Origin of the sequence: Pantoea sp. 22096, assembly GCF_052045955.1 — a bacterium.
Lineage (GTDB): Bacteria > Pseudomonadota > Gammaproteobacteria > Enterobacterales > Enterobacteriaceae > Pantoea > Pantoea alfalfae.
The window spans coordinates 949,212-972,315 of sequence record NZ_JBQEPW010000001.1 but is presented as its reverse complement, the minus strand read 5'-3'; the positions used below and the strand labels follow the sequence as shown (position 1 = coordinate 972,315).

Sequence of the window (23,104 nt, the reverse complement as noted above, 5' to 3'; positions counted from 1 at the left end):
CATGGAGACCCTGCTGGAAGTGCGCAACCTGAGTAAAACCTTTCGCTATCGCACCGGCCTGTTCCGCCGCCAGCACGTTGAAGCGGTGAAGTCGGTCAGCTTTACCCTGCGCGAAAAGCAGACGCTGGCGATTATCGGTGAAAACGGTTCCGGCAAGTCCACGCTGGCGAAGATGCTCAGCGGCATGATCGCCCCCACCGAAGGTGAGATTCTGATTGACGACCATCCGCTTACCTTTGGCGATTACGGCTATCGCAGCCAGCGCATCCGCATGATTTTTCAGGATCCCTCAACCTCACTCAATCCACGTCAGCGCATCAGCCAGATCCTGGAGTTCCCGCTGCGACTCAATACCGAACTCACTGCGGAAGAGCGCGAAAAACGCATTATCGCTACTCTGCGTCAGGTGGGATTACTGCGCGATCATGCCGGATATTATCCGCACATGCTGGCACCCGGTCAGAAACAGCGTCTGGGCCTGGCGCGCGCGTTGATCCTGCAACCCAAAGTGATTGTGGCCGATGAAGCGCTGGCCTCACTGGATATGACCATGCGTTCCCAACTGGTGAATCTGATGCTGGAACTGCAGGAGAAACACGGAATCGCCTACATTTATGTCACTCAGCATCTGGGCATGATGAAGCACATCAGCGATAAGGTGCTGGTGATGCATCAGGGCGAAGTGGTCGAGCGCGGCGGCACGGCTGATGTGCTCGCCTCCCCGCTGCACGATCTGACCCGACGCCTGATCAGCAGCCATTTTGGCGAAGCACTGAGTGCCGAAGCCTGGCGGCGCGAGCGCTGATTTTTGCTGCATATCGCGGAAATTGCGGGCCGATTTACCTGATTTATGAGAGACGTGCTAGAATCCGCACGTCGATTAACGTCGGTCGCTTACTTTTTAACCATGCGGCCGCCAACTACAATGACCATAAGGATTACAGCTATGGGTTTTCTTTCCGGTAAGCGCATTCTGATTACTGGCGTTGCCAGTAAACTTTCCATCGCCTACGGTATTGCACAGGCGATGCACAAACAGGGCGCAGAACTGGCTTTCACCTACCAGAACGACAAGTTAAAAGGTCGTGTGGAAGAGTTTGCTAAAGATTTGGGTTCAGACATCGTGCTGCCATGTGACGTAGCCGAAGATGAGAGCATCAAATCGCTGTTCACTGAACTGGCAAAAACCTGGCCGAAATTTGACGGTTTCGTTCACTCTATCGGTTTCGCCCCAGGCGATCAGCTGGTTGGCGATTACGTGAATGCCGTTACCCGCGAAGGCTTTAAAATCGCGCATGACATCAGTGCTTACAGCTTCGTCGCGATGGCCAAAGAGTGCCGCGAGATGCTGAATCCAAATTCTGCGCTGCTGACCCTCTCTTACCTGGGTGCTGAACGCGCGATCCCGAACTATAACGTCATGGGTCTGGCGAAAGCGTCGCTGGAAGCTAACGTGCGTTACATGGCAAACGCGATGGGCCCTGAAGGCGTGCGTGTTAACGCCGTTTCTGCCGGTCCAATCCGTACCCTGGCCGCATCAGGCATCAAAGATTTCCGTAAGATGCTGGCACATTGCGAAGCGGTTACCCCGATTCGCCGTACCGTTACCATCGAAGATGTCGGCAATTCAGCAGCATTCCTCTGCTCTGATCTGGCTGGCGGCATCACCGGTGAAGTGGTACACGTTGATGGCGGCTTCAGCATCGCCGCAATGAACGAACTGGAACTGAAATAAGTTCTGCAAGGGCGAGCCTGGCTCGCCCTTCTCAATACGCCCGCCTTGCCCTTCCCGCCTGATTTCGCTGCCGTTATACCGTAACGCTATTAATTATCACCGATCATTCTTTTGCCCCGGACGGCCCATCAGCGACGATAAGCCTGCCCTTCGGTTAATGCACATTTTCAGATTGTGCCGCCTGCATGCCGAACCTGAATTTGTAAAAGGATTGATCATGGAACAACGCCGCTATCCGGGCCATAACCACTGGTTTTACGAGAGCCAGACCAGTCCACGTACCGCTCAGGCCGCACCGCTGGTGCCAGAGGCCGCCCATATCGACGATCGTTTCCTCCTGGGCTGCTATGCCGATAACGCTGTGGTGCAGTCATTGCTGCGCACGAATCAGCCAGCCCTGCTGGCAGCACGCGATCTGGCACAGCTGCTGTTTCCCGATCGCGTTGTCACCTCGCTGACGCACACCTTAACGCTCTACGACCGCCTCAGCACCGCGCTGACCGTGGCGCAGGTCGCAGGTGTACAGCGGTTGTGTAATCACTACTCTGCCCGCCTGAATCCGCTGCCCGGCCCTGACTCTTCGCGCGAGAGTAATAATCGCCTGACCCAGATTACGCAGTATGCGCGCCTGCTGGCGATGCAGCCTGAGCTGATTAACGCCAGTGCGATCACCGCTCTGGATGCCGTAGGCCTGACCGAACCCGATATTGTGACGCTGAATCAGGTGATCGGCTTTGTCAGTTATCAGGCTCGCGTCGTCGCCGGATTACAGGCGCTGCAGGCCCAGCCGGTACGCTGGTTACCGGGCACCACTGCCCCATCCGACGCCGACGCCACCGGTTTTGACCAGCCTGCCCACTGGCAGCCCGTGCTGAAGCCGCTGGAGCTGCGGTATGCCAGTGCCGAGCAGCTCGCTGCCGTTACCCGCTGTCAGTCTTTGCCCGGCATGCAGGATGCGGTATGGCTGCTGGTTCACGACCCGTCGACGCTCTATGGCTGGGCGCAGCTGCGTCAGCATCTCTCGCAGGAAAACACCCTGGCAGAGGCGACCGCCGCCCGTATTCTGGGCAGTCGCTGGGCGTTCCGGCTGCTGGCCGGGAATGAGGTTTTAATTGACGGTGTGGACGGGGTATCTCAAGGTGAAGAGCAGCAGATTATTGCGCTGGCAGCGCAGCTGACCCGCTCTCCTGAGCGATTCAGCGCGGCTCACCTGCAACCGCTGATGGAGGCGGGCTGGGAGCCTGAAGCACTGTTCGCGCTGATTCAGCTTGTCGCGATAGGAAACTGGAACAGTCGCCTGTTTTACGCTCTGGGCGAAGCGCAGTAGCCGGGCTAAATCGGCAACAGACCACGTGCTTCGTCAAAAAAGTGCTGAGCCAGCGGTGTGGCTCGGCCAGGTTCGGCGATGACCAGCGCCGCCTGGCGCGCCATCGGCGGCAGCGTAATGGCGCGCTGCTGTAATCCCTGTAATGAAGCGGGCAGCAGATGACCGACCGGCGACACCAGAAGCCCCAGACCGACCTGTGCACACTGCATCAGCTGCATGACAGAGGCGCTCTCCACGATAACCCGTGGCACCAGCGTCGCTTCGCGAAAAGCCATATCAAGATAACGCCGGAAATAGCGCGTCGGCTCCGCCAGGCAGAGCGGCTGCTGTGCCAGCTCGTCCAGCGTAAGCGGAGTTTCTGCCACAAGCGCCGGGAAATGGTCGGGATGGAATATGGCTTCAACGCCCCGATCGGCCAGCATCTCGGTCTGGAAATGAAGCTCCCGTAGCGTCGCCATTTCGAAAAAGCCAATACCGACATCCACGGTGTGGCTGTTTAACGCTTCCAGCAGCTGGTCAGCACTGAGCACCGCAATGCGATAGTCGAGTTGAGGATAGCGCGCCTGCACGGCTTTCAGCAGAAGCGGCAATGCCACGCTGCACTGCGGCACTACGCCAACCCGCAGCGTACCGTTCACCCCATGTTTCAGCGATTCCACTTCCAGCTTCAGTCCCTGATAGACCGAAACAATTTCCCGCGCCCACGCCAGTACCCGATCGCCCTCTGGCGTAAATCCGGCAAAGTTATTGCTGCGGTTAATCAGCGGCAGGCCCAGTTCGCGCTCAAGATTTTTCAGGCGCATGGAGAGTGTGGGTTGTGTGACAAAACTGGCTTCCGCGGCCCGTCCGAAATGACGTTCCCGCTCCAGGTTACACAGGTAAATAAGTTGTTTAATGTCGATGTTCTTTTACCATCAGTAACTTACAGATTAATATTTTAGAGGGGCATACTTTTATGCACTAAGCGATGGATTAAAATTTAACTACCCTCTTACTGCCATTATTACGTTTATATTATGCCTAATGCAGTCATGCTTCAAACTGGCAGAGACCCGACCCGTCAGACAGTGAGTCAGTAAAGCTCATATCCTGTTCTGCCTGAGCCTGTTGTAAAGCAGAGCTTCCGTCTACACTTTTCCGTAGCGCTCATGACATCAGAATAAATTAATTTGAAAACAAGAAGATATGATTCAATTCTGTTTAGCCGCTCTCACAATTGGCGCATCTGTGGATACAAAGAATTTCTCTGCAGTGATTGATTTGTGTCTGATTAGTTAAAATTCGATGAGGTTAAGAATATTTATGGATGAAGTCGACCAGGCTCAGGTGCGTGAAGAAGCGCATCTTTCCGCATCTCTTGCAGCCCTTAAGCCAAAATTCAAAAGTCTCAAGGATCTCAAGGATTAAGCATGTGATGTAAAGATGAAGCTGTGGTAGCCAGCACTGCGGTCTGTTCAGTTGAGTGCGATGAAGACTATCACAAGTCTCGTCGGGTACAGAGCCAGATTACAGGCGAATAGCCATCCTGTAGCCCTTCTTAACTCAGGTCTGGCCGAACTTCTGGTCAACAATGCTTTAGACGCGTTCCGGCTCACTACCAGACCTGGAAATGGACACGGTTGCGACCTTTATTTGATAGTCATGGCGGTCTTCTGCTCACACGTGGCGTCAGTCCGGCCCACTATAAAGACCTCTCTGGAGAGACTTAAGCATGCAGAAAGAGGCTAATCAGTCGATATTTCCAGCCAGCGCTGAAAAAGGCGTCCGGTCAGCAACACGGTGTTCACCGGACGGCTTCATTACGCATTAACCGGTTAATCCGGTTACATCGCCATATGCTCGGCAGATTTCAGATGCTGCTCGACTACAGGGGTATGTTCGTCTGCCAGTGTCTTCACATCCGGATCTTTTATCTTCATGGCATCACTCTTCAGCGTCGAAAGCACCATCTTATGGTCCATTACGCCTGCGTTTTCCATATACATTTTATCAAATGCGCCACCGCTCTGCTTTTCCAGTTTATCGGCCATGGCCTTGTGTTTAGCATCCGGCTCAGCAGGCAGTGTCACGCCTTTTTGTTGCGCAACCGCCTTAACTTTTGTCAGAGCGCTACTGTGATCATCGACCATTTTCTGAGCAAAGATTTTGACGTCAGCGCTTTGTGTTTTACTCAGCGCAATTCTGGCTGCGGCAACTTCGTTAATGTTGGCCTGCGCCATATCTTTCAGCGCTTTTTCATCGCCCGCGCTGAGCTTACCTTTGGCAACGGTCTGCTCTGCATTCCCGCCCTGCGGGGCGCTCGTCTCAGTCTGGGCCTGCACGCTGACAGTGCTGAACAGGGTGACGACTGCCGATATAGCCAGCAACCCTTTGAGGGAGTGATTCTTTTTCATTATATTCTCCTTAATATCACGAAGAGATCGATGGCAGATAACGCTCTTTATCATCGACGTGAAATAACAAATGTCATGGTCCATAAAGTGGACCTCCGATTTTAAGAAATCAGTCAGAATGTTGTTCTGCCATTGAATGGCTGTAACTTACGCAAACAGACAATAAAAAAGCAGGCACAAAGTTTCGGACAGAGCACCTTTCAATTAAACCTGACGCCGTTCATCAATTTAAACACGGCCTTCCTGTGTATTACCCCTTCGACTGACTGAGCCGCCTTTACGGCCGGCCTCAACCGCCCTCTCAGGGTTATTTTTGAAATTTCCACTGCTGGCCTTCCCTCCTTTACTTCCTGCTTCCGCAGCACGCTGTGGATTTTCTGCAAAATTACCTGCCCCGCCCCGATGATTTGTCATATTTTTTCCTCATATATCATTTTAAATAGGGTTTACTCATTAAGCATGGTTGCCTTTGCAGATAATCACAAACATAAACAGATAATTGCAGCAGAACAAAAACATTAAAAATGTCTTCCGCTCCGCTTATAAAAGAATTTTTATCTATCATAAGCAACAGCTTCGGAATAAAGATTGTACAAAAAACCCACTCATTGTACAATTTAATTTAAGTTTCTTTTGAGATGATTCTTATGACCCACTCTTCTGTAACCGGCATTTTAATCAGTTATTATCAGTTTATGGGCTGGTATAAGGGGTCTGCAGAAATGCATGAAAACCAGAGCGGGATAATTTCGACAAAGACAAAAAATAAAATACTGGCATGACCGAACGGGCCATTAACTCAATGATTTATTGATTTTTATATGAGCGTTCAAAGATAAGAAGGAACGCTGACGGGCAGGCGATATTCTCTCAGTTCGTTTTCCAGCTTAATCATTGTGTCATGCCGATGTTAATTATCCATGAGCACATTTAAGCGTGTTTGTGCTACTGTCCTGGTGGCAGCATTAACCAGAATATAATGCTTATTATTATCCTGCTATAGCTCAGCTCTTTAACCACACGGTTCATCTGCGCTGGCGGAATGATGCAATCCGGATTTGCGCAATCCTGATACAAGCAGCAGAGATAATTGTCTGGCTTAATTAAGTATGCCCTTTGATTTTACTGGCCTGGTAAAGATGGCGTTCAGCGCCAGACAGAGTAACCCGGCTCCCACCGGCAATAAAAAATCATAGCTGAGCAATCTGTAAAGTCCTATACCGGCAATTCCGCCAACCAGAAACGAGAGCAGTGTCAGGCAGTGCAGCCGCAGCCGCCCCAGCCAGATCGGTGCATCTTTCGGTGATACTTTGCGCCGCAGCACCTCAAACAGCATCGCCAGCTCGATTCCAATATCAGTCGCCGTACCGGAGACATGAGTGGTGCGAACGCGGGCATTGGAGATGCGCGTTACCACCGCATTCTGCAGCCCCATCAAAAAACTCAGACTCAGGATCAAGACTACACCGGGCGACAGCGGCGGAAAGTGATTCTCAATTATGCCCAGCGTAATCAGCGCGATGCCCTCAATCAGGATAACGAAGGCATAGATAGTACGGATATTCCTGCGGTGCCCGGCATTAATCATCAGCGTTGAAAAAACGGAGCCCGCAATAAACAGCAGGACGATAGACAGAAAAAACAGGCCCGGCCCGAGACTGGCTTTTGCCAGATGATCGGAAAGCAACGAGACATTTCCGGTCATGTTAGCTGAAAAGAAACCGACAATTTCAAAGGCGGCAGTATTGAGCGCGCCTGCAGCAGCGGCAAGCGTGCAGGCCAGTCGGGTATCGGCGCTGTTGCTGCGGGCACTTTCTGTGCTGATTAGCATGACAACCCCGTATTCAGTGGAAAGCCGTATAATCCGCTCATTCTGCCGCCGTCACAAGGCGCGGCATCAAACATGCTCTTCTCTGCCTGACGAGACGCATCACAGCATCCCGCGCTGCACAGACGCAGCGCGGATGAAACCAGTTAGCTGTTTGCCAGACGGAAGGTGGAGACCGACTGCGTCAGGTACTGCACCTGCTCCTCCAGCGAGGCCGACGCCGCCGCAGATTCCTGAACCAGCGCCGAGTTCTGCTGGGTGACGCTGTCCATCTCGGTGACCGCCTGTTCAATCTGACCGATGCCGCGACTCTGTTCATCAGATGCGGTAGAGATGTGCTCCATCAGCAAATTCACGCGGCTGACTGAGGAGATAATCGCGCTCATCGCTTCGCCCGTCCGGCTGACCTGATCGGAACCGGCGTGGATGATGGAGACAGATTCTGCAATCAGCCCCTCAATCTCTTTGGCTGCGGTAGCACTGCGCTGGGCCAGATTACGCACTTCCCCTGCGACTACCGCAAAGCCACGTCCCTGCTCACCCGCACGGGCGGCTTCGACGGCCGCATTCAGCGCCAGAATGTTCGTCTGGAAAGCGATACTGTCGATAACGGTCGTGATCTCTTCAATCTTCTTCGAGCTGGCGTTAATCAGCGCCATCGATGTCACCACTTCCTGCGAGACTTTTTCGCCGCTTTCCGCATTTTTCACCGCTTCACTGGTCAGACGACAGGCTTCAAAGACGTTTTCAGTGTTCTGTTTCACCGTTGCGCCCAGCTGCTCCATGCTGGCTGCGGTTTCCGTCAGCGCGGCGGCCTGCTGTTCGGTGCGCGAGGCGAGATCGATGTTACCCGCCGCAATTTCCTGCGAGGCGGTAGAGACTGAGCGGGTTGAATCCCGCACCTGCAGAATAATGGCAGTCAGCGCGCTGCGCATCTGCTCCAGCGAACCCATCAGCATCTGAATTTCACTGCGTGAACCCGGTTTCACTGGCACTGTGGCATCCAGAACGCCTGCCGCAATAAGCTTACAGTGTTCCTGCGCATCATTGATTGGCGAAAGCACATAGCGCTTCATGAAGATGTAAATGGCGATGACGATGCCAAAAAAAAGCACGCCAAAGAGACCCAGCAGGGTAACACCCGAGGTGAAGTGACTCTGTGCGTCGCTGTTGAGCTTTTTGGCGTAGGTTTCGTGCTGCGCCAGAACACGGTCCAGAATGATTTCATACTGACGATCAAGGCGAACCACGGTGGCAATCTGATTTTTAAAGCGCACCTGATCGTGCGCCTCTGCCGCCTCGATCAACGGCTGTAAACCCTGCTGACGATAGGCCTGATAAGCCTGGCTATAGGCGTCGGCTTCCGCCTCTTCGCCCGGCAGACGCGGCGCGTTCATGTAGGCCTGGAATGCGGCATCCGCTTTACCCGCCACGGTCCGCACGCTGTCCAGCGTGGCGGGATTGCTGGCGTCACTGCCCTCAATCTCCTTCATGTACTCCATCAGACGGACACGCAGCGTACGGCTATGGTTGATCGGGTCAATCACCGAAAGCACCACGCGGATCTCTTTGTTGACCGCATTCAAAGAATGATTGCTCTGAATCAGCAGCCAGGTACTGATTGCCACGCTGGTAAGAAACAACGCCAGCAGGAAGGTGAAGATAATCAGGGAGGACTTTTTTAACGACATCGCGAAGTTCCGATAATAAGGAGGATGAGTCGCTATATCGGCAGAAAGATGCGGCCCATTAGGGCTGGGCTTTTTTTAGTTACAATAAGCGGGACGGCAGCGATCTGCATATCTGCAGGAAGAGGTGCTAACCGCCCGCGAGCGCCGGACGGTTAGCGAAGTAATCACGTCTGAAGAGAACTGTCGTTACGCGACGCCCAGCGCCATTTTCACTTCGTTAGCGATCTTCTCAACCTGCGGGCCGTAGATCACCTGAATGTCATGCTCGCTGACGCGATTTACCCCGTTAGCACCGGTGCTCATCAATGTCTGATCGACCACCTGATTCATCTCTTTGACCCTTACCCGCAAACGGGTAAAGCAGCAATCGACATCTTCAATATTGGCCTGCCCGCCCAGCCCGCTGATGATCACCTGTGTCCGCTCATCCGCAGCGACCTGCTGCGGTTTCTCTTCCTCCGACTCGCGGCCCGGCGTCTCGACATGCATCCGGGTGATCACCAGCCGGAATGCGTAGTAGTAGATCGGCGCGTAGATGACCCCCAGCGCCAGCGTCCACCACCAGTGGGTTTTCGCGCCGCCCAGCATGCCAAACACCACCAGATCGATGACACCACCCTGCACATTGCCGATCATCAGATGCAGCATCGACATCAGCATAAACGACAGGCCGGTCAGGAAAGCATGCAGCAGGTAGAGCACCGGCGAGACAAAGATAAAGCAGAACTCCAGCGGCTCGGTAATCCCGGTGGTAAATGAGGTCAGTGCGCCCGCCATCACCAGTGCTTTGACACGCTGTTTATGTTCGGGCCGCGCGGTGTGGTAGATCGCCAGCGCCGCAGCGGGCAGACCAAACATCATCACCGGAATCTTGCCCTGTGCCAGAAACTGCGTGGCGGTGCGCAGCGTCTCATCGGGGATAGAACCCGGATGAGTCAGCGAGGCATTAAAGATGTTGAGCGCGCCGACAACGGTCTGACCATCGACCACCGCCATGCCGCCAATCGGCGTAAAGCGCACGGTTTCATTCAGGATGTGATGCAGACCGGTGGGGATCAGGATGCGCTCAAAGGCACCCAGCAAAAATGCGCCGTACTGCCCGCTTTTGCCAATCATCTGACCTATCCAGGCGATACCGTCACCAATAGTCGGCCAGATCAGGGCCAGTAGTACCCCAACCAGCGGCAGACAGACCACGGTAACGATCGGCACAAAACGCCGTCCGCCAAAGAAGCTGATCGCCGTGGGCAATTGCTGGGTATAGAAGCGATTATGCAGTACCACCGTGATCAGACCGGCAATCACCCCGCCCAGCACGCTCATGTTGTAGGTAAAGACGCCCAGCATGTTGATATATTCCGCTGAGGTCATCATGGCGGTGGTCTGATCCATCCCCGCCTGCTGCAGTGCTGCCGGTGTGGTGGTGGCGGCGGTGATCCCTTTGGCCGCCAGCGTCGCGCTGATACCGACGTTCATCACGATATAGCCAATCACCGCGGCAAAGGCAGCGGTAGGTTTTTCCGCTTTCGCCAGTCCGATGGCACTCGCTACTGCAAAGAAGACTGGCAGGTTAGCAAACAGCGCCCCGGCGACTTTGCGGATAAACCCAATGATTAACTGCGGCACCTGCATCTGCGCAAAGGCCTCGCCGGTCACCGCCGGGTTCTGCATCGCTGCCGCCAGCCCGAGGAAAATACCGGCGGCAGCGATGACCGAGATTGGCATCATCAACGCTTTGCCGAACGCATGAATCTGGCTGGTCAGCTGTTTCATAGATTTGTGCCCTCTCTGAGAGTGAACAGCAAGTATTAGCGCGTTGTGGTGAGAACTCCCGTTATCAGCCAGTTAAAGGCGAGTAAAATCTGACCACCATCACAAATCTGGCCGATGCACGATAAACGCCAGCTATCGCACCATTAAGTCAATCAATTAGACAAGGTATGAGGATATCTGCAGACTTTGTTTCACCATCAGGCTATAACCTGATAACAAACACCAAACAATAATTCCTACTATAAAAAGCCTGCACTCAATATGAAATTTAAACGCCAAATCAAACCCTACCGCGCGGCTGCGGGCGGCTGGGGTTCACTGGAAGCCACTACACGTTTCGTTCTTGACAGCAAAGCGGCCCTGAAAAATATGCGCAACCTGATGCGCATGAACAAAGCACGCGGTTTTGACTGTCCGGGCTGCGCCTGGGGTGATGACAATAAAAGTACCTTCAGCTTCTGCGAAAACGGCGCCAAAGCGGTGACCTGGGAAGCGACACGCCGCATGGTCGACAGCGATTTTTTCGCGAAGCACAGCGTGACAACGCTTTATACCCAGAGTGACTACTTCCTGGAGTATCAGGGGCGTCTGACCCATCCACTGCGCTACAACGCGGAAACCGACCACTACGAGCCGATCAGCTGGGATGATGCCTTTGCACTGATAGCAGCGCACATTAAGGCGATGGACCATCCGGACCAGATGGAGCTTTACACCTCTGGTCGCGCCAGCAATGAAGCCTCCTGGCTTTATCAGCTGTTTGGCCGCCTGATGGGCACCAATAACTTCCCTGACTGCTCCAACATGTGCCACGAAGCCAGCGGCACTGGTCTGAAGCGCAGCATTGGCGTCGGCAAAGGCACCATTCGCCTGGATGATTTCGACCACGCTGATGCCATTTTTGTCTTCGGGCAGAACCCTGGCACCAACCATCCGCGTATGCTGCACAGCCTGCGTCACGCTGCCGATCACGGCGCGAAGATCGTCACGTTTAATACCCTGCGCGAGCGCGGTCTGGAACGTTTTGCCGATCCGCAGAAACCGCTGGAAGTGGTGACCTCGAAAGCCGGCAACATCAGCTCCTCCTATTACCAGCCAAACCTTGGCGGTGATATGGCGGCGGTACGCGGCATGGTGAAATCCCTGCTGGAGACCCATCGTGCGCGTCTGGCCGCCGGTGAAAGTGGCCTGTTTGATCAGACCTTTATCAATGCCAAAACCAACGGCATTGAGGCCTATCTCGACGCGGTGGATAACACCAGCTGGATGCAGATTGTGGCGCAGTCTGGTCTGACTCAGGCGCAAATCCGTGAAGCGGCTGCCATCTATCAGAGCGCTGACCGCGTGATCTGTACCTGGGCGATGGGCATTACCCAGCATAAGCACTCGGTCGACACGGTGCGCGAAATCACCAACCTGCAACTGCTGTTTGGCCAGCTGGGCAAAAAAGGCGCAGGCCTCTGCCCGGTTCGTGGTCACAGTAATGTGCAGGGCAACCGCACCATGGGTATCGATGAGAAACCGGCCAAAGCCTTCCTGGATGCGCTGGGTAATCATTTTGGTTTCGAGCCACCGCGTGCGCCAGGCCACAACACCGTTGAAGCGCTGAACGCGATGCTGCGTGATGAAGTCAAAGTGCTGATCGCGCTGGGTGGCAACCTGGCTGCGGCTGCGCCGGATTCACCACGCACCGAAGAGGCGCTGTCACGCTGTGGTCTGACCGTGCATATCAGCACCAAACTGAACCGCAGCCATCTGGTGCCGGGTCACGAAGGGCTGATTCTGCCAACGCTGGGTCGCACCGAGCGCGATACCCAGGCAACCGGCAATCAGTTCATTACCGTGGAAGACTCCTTCAGCATGGTTCACGCCTCTGAAGGGATCGGTATTCCGCTGGCGGAAACGCAGCGTTCAGAAACCTCGATTGTTGCGGGTATCGCCCAGGCGGTGCTGGGCGATGAGAAAGTGAAATGGCGCGAGCTGGCGGGTGATTACAACCTGATCCGTGAGCACATTGCCGCGACGATTCCGGGCTTTGCCGACTTCAACGCCAAATGCGATATCCCGGGTGGTTTCTATCTGGGCAATGCAGCAGCGGAATTGCGCTTTAATACGCCAAGCCAGAAAGCGGAGTTCAACGCCTCGGCGCTGCCGACCTCGCTGTTCCCGACGCTGGATCAGGATGTGCCGTTCACGCTGCAGACGCTGCGTTCCCATGACCAGTACAACACCACTATTTACGGTCTTGATGATCGTTACCGTGGCGTGTTTGGTCAGCGTGAAGTGGTGTTCATCAACCCGGACGATATGGCAGATCTGGGCTTCACCGAAGGCCAGAATGTTGATATCGAAACGCTGTGGAATGATGGCATCACCCGTCGTGTCAGCGGCTTCAAACTGGTTCCCTACAATATTCCGCGCGGTAACCTGGCGGCTTATTACCCCGAAACCAACCCGTTGGTGCCGCTGAACAGCTTTGGCGATGACAGCGGTACACCGACCTCTAAATCGGTGCCGGTAAAGCTGGAACGCTCTGAGGCACTGGCCGATCAGCGCATCGCCTGATAGCGCCTTCGCCACTCCCTGAAAAGCCGGTTCGTCCGGCTTTTTGCCTTGCCGCGCGGCGTCGATTCGCGTAAAACTGTCAGCCGCAATCAGCCAACGAAACGTAAAAATTATGTTCCAGGATAACCCGCTGCTCGCGCAGCTGAAAGAGAAGCTCCATTCGCAAACGCCTCGTGCTGAAGGCGTCGTTAAAGGCACCGAAAAAGGCTTCGGCTTTCTGGAAGTCGATGCGCAAAAAAGTTACTTCATCCCGCCACCGCAGATGAAGAAAGTGATGCATGGCGATCGTATCACCGCCGTGATCCACAGTGATAAAGATCGCGAAAGCGCTGAGCCGGAAACCCTGATTGAACCGTTCCTGAGCCGCTTTGTTGGCCGGGTGCAGAAGAAAGACGATCGCCTGTCGATTGTGCCGGATCATCCCCTGCTGAAAGATGCCATTCAGTGTCGCCCTGCACGCGATGTCAGCCATGCATTTGAAAATGGCGACTGGGCTGTGGCGGAAATGCGTCGCCATCCACTCAAGGGCGATCGCGGCTTTTATGCCGAACTTACCGATTTTATTGTCAAAGCCGATGACCATCTGGCGCCGTGGTGGGTGACGCTGTCGCGTCATAACCTTGAGCGTGAAGCGCCCGATGTCAGCTTTGGCGAGATGATGGATGAAAATCTGACGCGTGAAGATCTGACCGCGCTGGATTTCGTCACCATCGACAGCGCCAGCACCCAGGATATGGATGATGCGCTCTTTGCGGAAGCCCTGGACGATGGTGCCCTGCGTCTGACCATCGCTATCGCCGACCCTACCGCCTATGTGGCGGAAGGCAGTCAGCTCGATAAGCTGGCGGCACAGCGTGCGTTCACCAACTACCTGCCGGGCTTTAACATCCCGATGCTGCCGCGCGAACTCTCTGATGATGTCTGCTCGCTGCGTCCGAATGTGCGCCGTCCGGCGCTGGCCTGCCGCGTCACGGTGGCCGCCGATGGCACCTTAAGTGATGACGTTGAGTTCTTTGCTGCCTGGATTGAGTCCAAAGCCAAACTGGCCTACGACGACGTCTCTGACTGGCTGGAAAACAGCGGCACCTGGCAGCCGGAGAGTGAGGCGATTGCGGAACAGATTCGTCTGCTGCACCGTCTCTGCCTGGCGCGCAGCGAGTGGCGCCAGACCCACGCGCTGGTGTTTAAAGATCGCCCGGATTACCGCTTCCTGCTGGGTGAAAAAGGCGAAGTGCTGGAGATCGTGGCTGAACCTCGCCGCATCGCTAACCGCATCGTTGAAGAGTCCATGATTCTGGCAAACGTCTGTGCGGCGAAAGTGCTGCGTGACCGTCTCGGCTTTGGTATCTACAACGTCCATGCCGGTTTCGACGCCACCAATGCTGAGCAGGCTGCCGCCGTGCTGGCCAATCACGGTATTTCCGTGGATGCACAGGCGATCACCACGCTGGATGGTTTCCGCGTGCTGCGTCGTGAGCTTGATGCCCAGCCGACCCAGTTCCTCGACAGCCGCATCCGTCGTTTCCAGACCTTCGCGGAGATCAGCACTGAGCCTGGCCCCCACTTTGGCCTGGGTCTGGAGGCATACGCCACCTGGACCTCACCGATTCGTAAGTTCGGCGACATGATCAACCATCGTCTGCTGAAGGCGATTATTCGCGGTGAGACTATTGCCCGCCCGGATGATGCAGTAACGGTGACGATGAGTGAGCGCCGCCGCCTGAACCGGATGGCGGAACGTGATGTTGGCGACTGGCTTTACGCCCGTTATCTGGCCCCGTTTGCGGCCACTGACCGTCGCTTCAGCGCTGAGATTATTGATGTTTCGCGTGGCGGTATGCGCGTTCGCCTGGTCGAGTTTGGCGCCGTCGCCTTTATCCCGGCACCGTTCATTCACGCAGTGCGTGATGAGCTGGTCCTCAGCCAGGAAAATGGCAGCGTACAGATCAAAGGTGAAGTGGTTTACCGCGTCACTGACGTCATTGATGTCACCATCGCCGAAGTCCGTATGGAAACCCGCAGCGTTGTGGCCCGTCCCGCCGTCTGAACACGGTGTGTTTAAGCGATAAATCTGGCGGGATAACCTGGTTATCCCGCCTGTTTCTACCCTACCTGCGTTGCAAAAACGTTAAATTTGTACCCCGCTTCACACTTCTCCACTGATTAACTTTCACTTACATTCCATTACATTAAGTTTAACTCGTTGTTTTCGATCGCTTTCCTCTCGGTCCCTACAAGGAGTTAGTCATGAAAAACGTCAAAACCAGTGTGATCTGGTTAGTAGTGGCGTTAATCGGCGCGGGCGCTTTCGCCATGCTGGCCCTCAGCCGCGGCGAACACGTCAACGCAGTCTGGCTGGTGATAGCCGCTGTCGCCTGTTACAGCATCGCTTATCGCTTCTACAGCCTGTTTATCGCCCGCAATATCTTCGAACTGGACGATCGCCGGATGACCCCCGCCGAGCGGCTGAGCGACGGACTCGATTATGTCCCGACCAATAAATGGGTGCTGTTTGGTCATCACTTTGCGGCTATTGCCGGTGCCGGTCCGCTGGTCGGCCCGATTCTGGCGGCGCAGATGGGCTTTCTGCCGGGAACCATCTGGATTCTGGTTGGAGTCATGCTGGCGGGCGCGGTTCAGGATTTCCTGATCCTGTTTATCTCAACCCGCCGTGATGGCCGCTCGCTGGGCGAGATGGCGCGGCAGGAGCTGGGTGCGTTTGCCGGCGTGGTGACGATGCTCGGCGCGCTGGGTGTGATGATCATTATCCTGTCGGCGCTGGCGCTGGTTGTCGTGAAGGCGCTGGCGAACAGCCCATGGGGCCTGTTTACCATTGCAGCCACCATTCCCATTGCGCTGTTTATGGGCGTCTACATGCGCTTTATCCGGCCCGGTAAAATCGCCGAAGTATCACTGATTGGCTTTGTGCTGATGATGGCGGCGATTATTTATGGCGGCGACGTCGCACAGCATCCTTACTGGGGGCCCTTCTTTACCCTGAAAGGCACCTCACTGACCTGGGTACTGGTGATTTACGGCTTTATTGCTTCTGTGCTGCCGGTCTGGCTGCTGCTGGCACCCCGCGACTACCTTTCGACCTTTCTTAAAATCGGCGTGATTGTCGGGCTGGCAGTGGGCATCGTTTTTGCCATGCCTGAGATGAAAATGCCAGCGGTGACCAAATTTATCGACGGCACCGGCCCGGTCTTCTCCGGTGCGATGTTCCCGTTCCTGTTTATTACCATTGCCTGCGGTGCGATCTCCGGCTTCCATGCACTGGTCTCCAGCGGCACAACGCCGAAGCTGGTAGAGCGGGAAAGTCATATCCGCTTTATTGGCTATGGTGCGATGCTGATGGAGTCATTTGTGGCGATCATGGCGCTGATTTGTGCCTCGGTGCTGGATCCGGGCGTCTACTTTGCCATGAACTCACCCGCTGCACTGATTGGCACCACCGTTGAAAGCGCTTCACAGGTGATCAATGGCTGGGGCTTTGTCGTGACGCCTGAAATGCTGAGCGGGATTGCGCGGGACGTGGGTGAAGGCTCGATTCTCTCCCGCGCAGGCGGCGCGCCTACTTTCGCGGTCGGCATGGCCCACATCATTACCGAGATCTTTAACAGCCGGGCGATGATGGCCTTCTGGTATCACTTTGCCATTCTGTTCGAAGCGCTGTTCATCCTGACCGCCGTGGATGCGGGTACCCGCGCCTGCCGTTTTATGGTGCAGGATCTGGTGGGAACCGTGGTGCCTTCTCTGGCGAACAATCGATCCTGGCTGGGGAATATGGCGGGTACCACCGTCGCAGTCGCGGGCTGGGGCTTCTTTGTCTATCAGGGCGTGGTCGATCCACTGGGCGGCATTAACACCCTGTGGCCACTGTTCGGCATCGGCAACCAGATGCTGGCGTCGATGGCATTGATTCTCGGCACCGTGGTGCTGTTTAAAATGAAAAAGCAGCGCTACGCCTGGGTGACTATTCTGCCCACCGTCTGGCTGTTTATCACTTCGATGACCGCGGGCTGGCAGAAAATTTTCCATGAAAAACCCTCCATTGGCTTCCTGGCCCAGGCGAGTAAGTTCCGCAAAGGGCTGGATGAAGGGGTGATCATTGCGCCAGCAAAAAGCGTGGCGGATATGCAGACCATTGTGTTCAGCAATCAGATCAATGCGGCGCTGTGCGCTTTCTTTATGCTGGTGGCGGTCACGATGCTGGTCGCCGCGTTCTTTGTGATTCGTCGTGCGCTGAACAGTGCGGTGCCGACCACCAGCGAGACGCCTGCGGCGCTGCGTAATAAGGTGGTACGTCATGTCTGATGCCATTCATCAGGGCCATCGTCCACAGGGTGAGTGGCAGATTATTCGCTGCCACCTGACGGCTTCGCCGATGCCGCAGGCACTCAGCTGGCGGGGATTCTGGCGCGGTCTGCAACAGTGCTTCCGCTTAATGGTCGGGGTCCAGGATTATCAAAAATATCTGCAGCATATGCGTCTGCATCATCCCGACCAGCCGCCGATGAATGAGCGTGATTTCCACCGCTACTGCCTGGATGCCCGCTTCCCCAGCCAGGCGGGTAAATTGGGTAAATGTCCCTGCTGACCGCACGCTACAGCCCCGCGTCGTCGGGGCTTTTTTGTGCCATTCTTATCTGGATGGGAAAATATATTTGGTTTGCATCTTGTGCTGGCGTCAGATGATGAATACTGTTGCTAAAATAATGAGATAACGCCTGCATAGCACTTCCCGGAGGAAGTTTCCATGACCGATGAACACGGGCAAACGTTGTTGTACACTCTTTTTGGTACAACCAGCCCTCATTGGCGTCTGACCGCGGACAGCGATGCGTTGCATTTTGCCGAAGATGAGTCATCACAAACCAATATTGCCCTGCCGCTGACCCCCGGTCAGGCCGCCATGATCCGCGCGATGCCGGTCATCACCTCAAGCATCAATCTGACTATGACCCTACAGGGCATTGACGTGCCGATGCATTTTGTCGGACGTAAAGTGAATCAGGCTTCATGGGCTGGCACCGCCTCTGCCTGGGGTGATACGTCTGCGGTTGCCCGCGATTTAACTCTCGGGCTTTCATTCGCTGAACAGGTGGTTTCTGAAGCTAATTCGGTGATTGTCATCCTCGATCAGCGCGGCAATATTCAGCGTTTTAACCGCCTGAGTGAAGAATATACCGGCCTGAATGAGCACGAGGTTATTGGCCGTAACGTCTTTCAGCTTTTTATGACCAAACAGGAAGCCTCACAGTCACGACGCAACATTGCGGGCTTCTTCCGCGACGGCAACTCTTATGAGGTTGAGCGTTGGGTTAAAACCAAAAAAGGTCAGCGACTGTTTCTGTTTCGTAATAAGTTTGTTCACAGCGGCAGTGGAAAAAATGAAATTTTCCTCATCTGTTCTGGCACAGACATCACTGAGGAACGACGCGCCCAGGAACGTCTGCGGGTACTGGCAAACACCGATACGGTGACCGGTTTACCCAATCGCAACGCCATTCATCAACAGATTAGCCTGGCGCTGGAGCGTTCTGAAGGTGATGAGACCGGCGTGGTCTATCTCGATCTCGATAATTTTAAGAAAGTGAACGACGCCTACGGTCATATGTTCGGCGATCAGTTACTGCAGGCAGTATCACTGGCCATCCTCAGCTGTCTGGGTAAAGACCAGACTCTGGGCCGTCTGGGTGGCGACGAATTTGTGGTGCTGGCTGAGCACACCAGCCAGGCGGCACTGGAAGCGATGTCTTCCCGCATTCTTGAGCGGCTGCGTCAGCCGTTCCGTATCGGGCTAATCGAAGTTTACAGCGGTTGTTCTATTGGCATCGCTTTCGCGCCGCTGCATGGCGACGATCGCGAGAGCCTGATTCGCAACGCGGACACCGCGATGTATCACGCCAAAGAGAATGGGCGCGGCAAGTTCTGCGTGTTTGCGGCTGAGATGAACCAGCGGGTCTTTGAGTATCTGTGGCTGGATACTAACCTGCGCAAGGCGCTGGAACTGGATCATCTGCTGGTGCACTACCAGCCAAAAATCGACAGTGATGGCCAGGTCCGCAGCGCCGAAGCACTGGTGCGCTGGAACTCACCTGAGCGTGGTCTGGTCTCGCCTGCTGACTTTATTCCCTATGCTGAAGAGTCAGGGCTGATTGTGCCGCTGGGACGCTGGGTCATGCTCAACGTGCTGAAGCAGATTATCGCCTGGCGTGAGCAGGGCATTTTTCTGCGCGTCGCCGTCAACGTTTCGGCCCGTCAGCTGATTGATCAGAGCATCTACACTGACCTGAAACAGGCGCTGCACGAAGCTCATGTCACCGACTGCCCCATCGATATTGAGCTGACCGAAAGCTGCCTGATTGAGAATGAAACTGAAGCGCTGAAGCTGATGAAGCAGTTTCAGGAACTGGGCGCACAGGTGCACCTGGATGACTTTGGCACCGGTTACTCCTCGCTTTCTCAGCTGGCACGCGTGCCAATCAATGCCATCAAACTCGACCAGAGCTTTATCCGCGACATTAACAAGCAGCCGGTTTCACAGTCGCTGGTGCGCGCTATTGTCGCCGTTGCCAAGGCGCTCGATTTGCAGGTAATCGCTGAGGGTATTGAGAACCCGGATGAAGAGAAGTTTGTCCTCAAAAGTGGTGTCGATGGGCGTCAGGGTTACTATTACGCAAAACCAATGCCCGCGGAACAATTTGGGCATTGGCTGGCTAAGCATCCTGCCCGCGTTTAACGCTGGTTAAGATTAACCCGCTTTACGCAGTGATGCGCTGTGGCGGTTTTGTAACTGTACCAGGCGTTCCATGTAAGCAATGTCTTTGGGTTCGATAGTAAAGGCATAATCAACCCAATCCTCAGTGATATCCATCAGCTCAGCGCGTGACAGTTGCAGCACGCGCTGGCGCGCTTTCAGCATTGCCCGTACGCCATTGAGCTTAGGCCGTAACGTATCGATAAAGGTGCGTGTGGCACGATAGCTGTCGCCAGGCTGGAAGACTTTATCCACCAGTCCGCGCGTCTCATACCACTCCGCGCTATGGGACTCCCCTTCACAGATTAACTCCTCAGCCAGTTTCATGCCGGAACGACGCGCCACCAGCGAATAGCCGCCCATGCCAGGAAACAGGTTAAAGGCAATTTCCGGGAAGCCCATCCGTGCGTTGTTCTGCGCCAGAATGAAGTGATGCGCCAGCGCCGCTTCAAATCCGCCGCCCAGCGCACTGCCTTCAATCATCGCCAGCGTCACCGCGCCGGTATCGAAACCGCGTGCGGCCGAATGGATACAATCCACACAGGCACGGGCATAGGCTCGCAGCGCCTCACGGCGGTTATTGCGAATGCACTCGACGAAGAAACGCAGATCGCCCCCGGCGTTAAACATCTGCGGCACCAGTGAGCCGGTGACCCAGAAATCAATTGGCAGACCGGAGCGCTGAGCGGCATAGCTCAGATTCATGATCTCCTCAATCAGTTCGTGGTTGAAGCTCGGACGGGGCTGAGCACGCAGCATCATCCACATGGTACGACGCCCTTCTTCGTAATAGGCGACTAACTGCGTGGTATTGCCGACTTCGGTAAATAATCTGCACGTTGCTTGGTTAATAACTGTCATTGTCTCATCCTCTGTTTATATTTTGATGCGTTAAATACGCCACATCAGCGTAATGCAGAGTGAGGCCAGACCAAATGAGAGATTGATTTACAACATAAAATCCAGAGTGATCCCCGACTGGCGCGTCGGGGATTGATTAGGCGGGTTACTTAATAGCGGCACGCTGTCCGACGGCAACATGAAGACGCTTAAGACGTTTTGAATAGATGGCGGTGATGATGGGCACCAGCACAGAGGTCACAATCACGGAAGTGGCCACCAGCGCCGTGGCCGCCGGGGCAACCGGTTTAAACTGCGGCAGCATTTCGGCAATCAGCACCGGTGTAGCCACCGCCGCGCCTGCCGTACTGGATGCGGCCACGCCCGCCGTGCCATCCCCCCCACCAATCAGCCGATCGGCCAGAATAAGCGGGATGCCGGTGATGATGATAACTGCCACGCCCAACATGATGCCCAGCAGGCCGGTTTCCGCAATGACACCCAGGTTAATGGTGTTGCCCAGTGCAAAAGCGAAGAAGGGAATCAGCGTATGTACCGCTTTTCCGAAGAAGTCGCGCAACTCCGGATCAAGATTCCCTAATGCAAACCCCACCACAAACGGCAGGACCGCGCCGACAAACACGTGCGGCTCGAATGACGCGATACCGGCGGTGCCCAGAATCACCATGGTCATTAATGGCCCGGACTCCAGCGACATCAGCACAAAGGCACCGGCTTCCTCTTTAGAACCGTACTGTTGCATGATAGAGGCATAAAGACCGCCATTGGTCATATCCATCGCGGCGACCAGCGCCAGCGTCGATAAGCCGGCAAACATCCCCACTTCTACGCCATTTTCCGGCATCACTCGTGAGGCGATTGCGGCCACCACCCATGCCACGGCAATTTTGGTGAGCACCAGCGTGCCGGATTTGCGTAGTACCGTTCCGGTGGCGCTGAGTTTTATCGACGCCCCCATGCAGAAGAACCAGACGGCCAGAATGGGCACGGTGCCGGTCATCAGACCGTTGGTGAAAGAACCGAAATATTTCCCGGCCCCAGGTGAGAACGTATGGCAGAGTGCGCCGATAAACAGCGGAATGAGCATCATGCCGCCCGGAATTTTATCTATTGCCCGTTTGATGTGCATATACATGTCACCTTTGCTATGCCAGAGGGTGCCCGAAGGCGATGCAGGCAAAGTAGTGACTTGAGGTAATCAAAACAGTGATCGACTCGATAAAATGAAACGCTGTTTTATTTTTAATGATAAGTTGTTTTGTTAATTATGACGGGGATCGCCATACCAGTCTCAAAAGAGACTAATAAAAAGCGGGACGCTATTGCGTCCCGCCTGTTATTTTTGCCCGTACCAGGCATTCTCGCCATGCTTTCGCAGATAGTGCAGGTCAAGCAGCGTCTGGTTAATCGGCGGCAGGTCTGGTGTCAACTGCCGGCTGAACAGGCCCATATAGGCCACCTCCTCCAGCACTACCGCGCTATGCACGGCCGCATGGGCGTCTTTGCCCCAGGCAAACGGGCCGTGCGAGTTGACCAGCACCCCAGGAATTGCCGAAGGTGACAATCCGCGCTGCGCATAGGTTTCGATAATCACTTCCCCCGTATTCCACTCGTACTCGTGCTGAATCTCTTCGTTGCGCATTGCGCGGGTACAGGGGATCTCGCCATAGAAATCGTCAGCGTGGGTGGTTCCCCAGGCAGGAATCGGTCGTCCAGCCTGCGCCCAGATGGTCGCATGCCGCGAATGTGTATGGACAATACCACCGACTTCTGGCCAGGCGAGATAGAGCGCACGGTGTGTCGCCGTGTCCGATGAAGGGCGTTTATCCCCTTCCACTACCTCGCCACTCGCCAGATCGACGACCACCATGTCGTCGCGCTTCATCACGTCATAGCTTACGCCAGACGGTTTAATCACCAGCAAACCCTGTTCACGATCAACCGCGCTGACATTGCCCCAGGTGAAGGTCACCAGGTTGTATTTAGGTAGATCCAGATTCGCTTCCAGAACCTGTTGTTTAAGGTGTTCCAGCATGCCTTTTCTCCTGCTGACAATCGTCCCTGAATTTTGCGGAGTCAGACGCCAAAGGGTTATGGAGCAAATGGCTATAAACGCAGAAGGAATGGCTGTGAATGCAAAAATGTGTCGTGATTTCAGAATTTTCTAT

At 54.9% G+C, this 23,104-nt stretch carries 17 protein-coding genes; 8 read left to right on the top strand and 9 right to left on the bottom strand.

The genetic code is table 11. The annotated features are described in order from the left end of the window. Position 1: 1 nt before the first annotated feature. The 3 genes from sapF to ACTJKZ_RS04440 all read left to right on the top strand — a co-directional run bounded on the left by sapF (position 2) and on the right by ACTJKZ_RS04440 (position 3,062). The gene (gene sapF, locus ACTJKZ_RS04450) at positions 2 to 805 is read left to right on the top strand and encodes a putrescine export ABC transporter ATP-binding protein SapF (protein ID WP_161736802.1); all 804 of its coding nucleotides are present in this window, start codon (positions 2 to 4) and stop codon (positions 803 to 805) included. Positions 806 to 946: 141 nt separating this feature from the next. After that, the gene (gene fabI, locus ACTJKZ_RS04445; protein WP_090960651.1) at positions 947 to 1,735 is read left to right on the top strand and encodes an enoyl-ACP reductase FabI; all 789 of its coding nucleotides are present in this window, start codon (positions 947 to 949) and stop codon (positions 1,733 to 1,735) included. Between the two features lie 217 nt (positions 1,736 to 1,952). Then, positions 1,953 to 3,062, top strand: coding sequence for a CMD domain-containing protein (locus ACTJKZ_RS04440; protein ID WP_222925424.1), 1,110 nt, complete (start codon positions 1,953 to 1,955; stop codon positions 3,060 to 3,062). Positions 3,063 to 3,067: 5 nt separating this feature from the next. On the opposite strand, the gene ACTJKZ_RS04435 is transcribed toward ACTJKZ_RS04440, so the two are convergent. The 6 genes from ACTJKZ_RS04435 to ACTJKZ_RS04410 form a co-directional block, all read right to left on the bottom strand. Beyond that, a complete protein-coding gene (locus ACTJKZ_RS04435) occupies positions 3,068 to 3,964 on the bottom strand; it encodes a LysR family transcriptional regulator (protein WP_440829510.1) in 897 nt (298 codons plus the stop codon). A gap of 921 nt (positions 3,965 to 4,885) precedes the next feature. Beyond that, on the bottom strand, positions 4,886 to 5,455 hold the full coding sequence (locus ACTJKZ_RS04430; RefSeq protein WP_161736806.1) for a DUF4142 domain-containing protein: 570 nt from the start codon (positions 5,453 to 5,455) through the stop codon (positions 4,886 to 4,888). A 228-nt stretch (positions 5,456 to 5,683) separates the two neighbouring features. Then, positions 5,684 to 5,869, bottom strand: coding sequence for a general stress protein (locus ACTJKZ_RS04425; RefSeq protein WP_253418741.1), 186 nt, complete (start codon positions 5,867 to 5,869; stop codon positions 5,684 to 5,686). A gap of 685 nt (positions 5,870 to 6,554) precedes the next feature. Then, on the bottom strand, positions 6,555 to 7,286 hold the full coding sequence (locus ACTJKZ_RS04420) for a YoaK family protein (protein WP_161736291.1): 732 nt from the start codon (positions 7,284 to 7,286) through the stop codon (positions 6,555 to 6,557). 143 nt (positions 7,287 to 7,429) lie between these two features. Further along, positions 7,430 to 8,974, bottom strand: coding sequence for a methyl-accepting chemotaxis protein (locus ACTJKZ_RS04415; RefSeq protein ID WP_161736292.1), 1,545 nt, complete (start codon positions 8,972 to 8,974; stop codon positions 7,430 to 7,432). Between the two features lie 186 nt (positions 8,975 to 9,160). Then, entirely contained in the window at positions 9,161 to 10,747 is a 1,587-nt protein-coding gene (locus ACTJKZ_RS04410; protein WP_253418744.1) for a PTS transporter subunit EIIC, read from the bottom strand. Between the two features lie 261 nt (positions 10,748 to 11,008). Here ACTJKZ_RS04410 and ACTJKZ_RS04405 point away from each other — a divergent pair, with 261 nt between their 5' ends. From ACTJKZ_RS04405 to pdeR, 5 genes are all read left to right on the top strand, one after another. After that, entirely contained in the window at positions 11,009 to 13,312 is a 2,304-nt protein-coding gene (locus ACTJKZ_RS04405) for an FdhF/YdeP family oxidoreductase (protein WP_253418747.1), read from the top strand. 112 nt (positions 13,313 to 13,424) lie between these two features. After that, positions 13,425 to 15,359, top strand: a complete 1,935-nt coding sequence (locus ACTJKZ_RS04400; protein WP_440829288.1) for an exoribonuclease II — start codon at positions 13,425 to 13,427, stop codon at positions 15,357 to 15,359. A 200-nt stretch (positions 15,360 to 15,559) separates the two neighbouring features. Continuing rightward, positions 15,560 to 17,629, top strand: a complete 2,070-nt coding sequence (locus ACTJKZ_RS04395; RefSeq protein WP_222925420.1) for a carbon starvation CstA family protein — start codon at positions 15,560 to 15,562, stop codon at positions 17,627 to 17,629. Further along, on the top strand, positions 17,622 to 17,912 hold the full coding sequence (locus ACTJKZ_RS04390) for a YbdD/YjiX family protein (RefSeq protein WP_013358002.1): 291 nt from the start codon (positions 17,622 to 17,624) through the stop codon (positions 17,910 to 17,912). The genes ACTJKZ_RS04395 and ACTJKZ_RS04390 overlap by 8 nt, the downstream gene beginning before the upstream one ends. Positions 17,913 to 18,071: 159 nt before the next feature. After that, complete coding sequence (gene pdeR, locus ACTJKZ_RS04385) at positions 18,072 to 20,057, top strand: cyclic di-GMP phosphodiesterase (RefSeq protein ID WP_161736297.1); 1,986 nt, start codon at positions 18,072 to 18,074, stop codon at positions 20,055 to 20,057. A 12-nt stretch (positions 20,058 to 20,069) separates the two neighbouring features. Here the strand turns inward: pdeR and ACTJKZ_RS04380 are convergent, their stop codons facing one another. The 3 genes from ACTJKZ_RS04380 to araD form a co-directional block, all read right to left on the bottom strand. Further along, on the bottom strand, positions 20,070 to 20,936 hold the full coding sequence (locus ACTJKZ_RS04380) for a crotonase/enoyl-CoA hydratase family protein (RefSeq protein ID WP_003853843.1): 867 nt from the start codon (positions 20,934 to 20,936) through the stop codon (positions 20,070 to 20,072). Between the two features lie 145 nt (positions 20,937 to 21,081). Further along, positions 21,082 to 22,065 (bottom strand): 2-keto-3-deoxygluconate transporter, encoded by a 984-nt coding sequence (gene kdgT / locus ACTJKZ_RS04375; protein WP_161736298.1) that lies wholly within the window; start codon positions 22,063 to 22,065, stop codon positions 21,082 to 21,084. 207 nt (positions 22,066 to 22,272) lie between these two features. After that, positions 22,273 to 22,971, bottom strand: coding sequence for an L-ribulose-5-phosphate 4-epimerase (araD, locus tag ACTJKZ_RS04370; protein ID WP_222925418.1), 699 nt, complete (start codon positions 22,969 to 22,971; stop codon positions 22,273 to 22,275). Positions 22,972 to 23,104: the final 133 nt, after the last annotated feature.

What these genes read in the sequence shown, in the direction of transcription:
- sapF (WP_161736802.1), top strand. Translation starts at nt 2, where the DNA reads ATGGAGACCCTGCTGGAAGTGCGCAACCTGAGTAAAACCTTTCGCTAT.
- ACTJKZ_RS04400 (WP_440829288.1), top strand. Translation starts at nt 13,425, where the DNA reads ATGTTCCAGGATAACCCGCTGCTCGCGCAGCTGAAAGAGAAGCTCCAT.
- ACTJKZ_RS04415 (WP_161736292.1), bottom strand. Translation starts at nt 8,974, where the DNA reads ATGTCGTTAAAAAAGTCCTCCCTGATTATCTTCACCTTCCTGCTGGCG.
- araD (WP_222925418.1), bottom strand. Translation starts at nt 22,971, where the DNA reads ATGCTGGAACACCTTAAACAACAGGTTCTGGAAGCGAATCTGGATCTA.
- ACTJKZ_RS04405 (WP_253418747.1), top strand. Translation starts at nt 11,009, where the DNA reads ATGAAATTTAAACGCCAAATCAAACCCTACCGCGCGGCTGCGGGCGGC.
- ACTJKZ_RS04390 (WP_013358002.1), top strand. Translation starts at nt 17,622, where the DNA reads ATGTCTGATGCCATTCATCAGGGCCATCGTCCACAGGGTGAGTGGCAG.
- ACTJKZ_RS04425 (WP_253418741.1), bottom strand. Translation starts at nt 5,869, where the DNA reads ATGACAAATCATCGGGGCGGGGCAGGTAATTTTGCAGAAAATCCACAG.
- pdeR (WP_161736297.1), top strand. Translation starts at nt 18,072, where the DNA reads ATGACCGATGAACACGGGCAAACGTTGTTGTACACTCTTTTTGGTACA.
- ACTJKZ_RS04440 (WP_222925424.1), top strand. Translation starts at nt 1,953, where the DNA reads ATGGAACAACGCCGCTATCCGGGCCATAACCACTGGTTTTACGAGAGC.
- ACTJKZ_RS04380 (WP_003853843.1), bottom strand. Translation starts at nt 20,936, where the DNA reads ATGACAGTTATTAACCAAGCAACGTGCAGATTATTTACCGAAGTCGGC.
- ACTJKZ_RS04430 (WP_161736806.1), bottom strand. Translation starts at nt 5,455, where the DNA reads ATGAAAAAGAATCACTCCCTCAAAGGGTTGCTGGCTATATCGGCAGTC.
- fabI (WP_090960651.1), top strand. Translation starts at nt 947, where the DNA reads ATGGGTTTTCTTTCCGGTAAGCGCATTCTGATTACTGGCGTTGCCAGT.
- ACTJKZ_RS04410 (WP_253418744.1), bottom strand. Translation starts at nt 10,747, where the DNA reads ATGAAACAGCTGACCAGCCAGATTCATGCGTTCGGCAAAGCGTTGATG.
- kdgT (WP_161736298.1), bottom strand. Translation starts at nt 22,065, where the DNA reads ATGCACATCAAACGGGCAATAGATAAAATTCCGGGCGGCATGATGCTC.
- ACTJKZ_RS04420 (WP_161736291.1), bottom strand. Translation starts at nt 7,286, where the DNA reads ATGCTAATCAGCACAGAAAGTGCCCGCAGCAACAGCGCCGATACCCGA.
- ACTJKZ_RS04395 (WP_222925420.1), top strand. Translation starts at nt 15,560, where the DNA reads ATGAAAAACGTCAAAACCAGTGTGATCTGGTTAGTAGTGGCGTTAATC.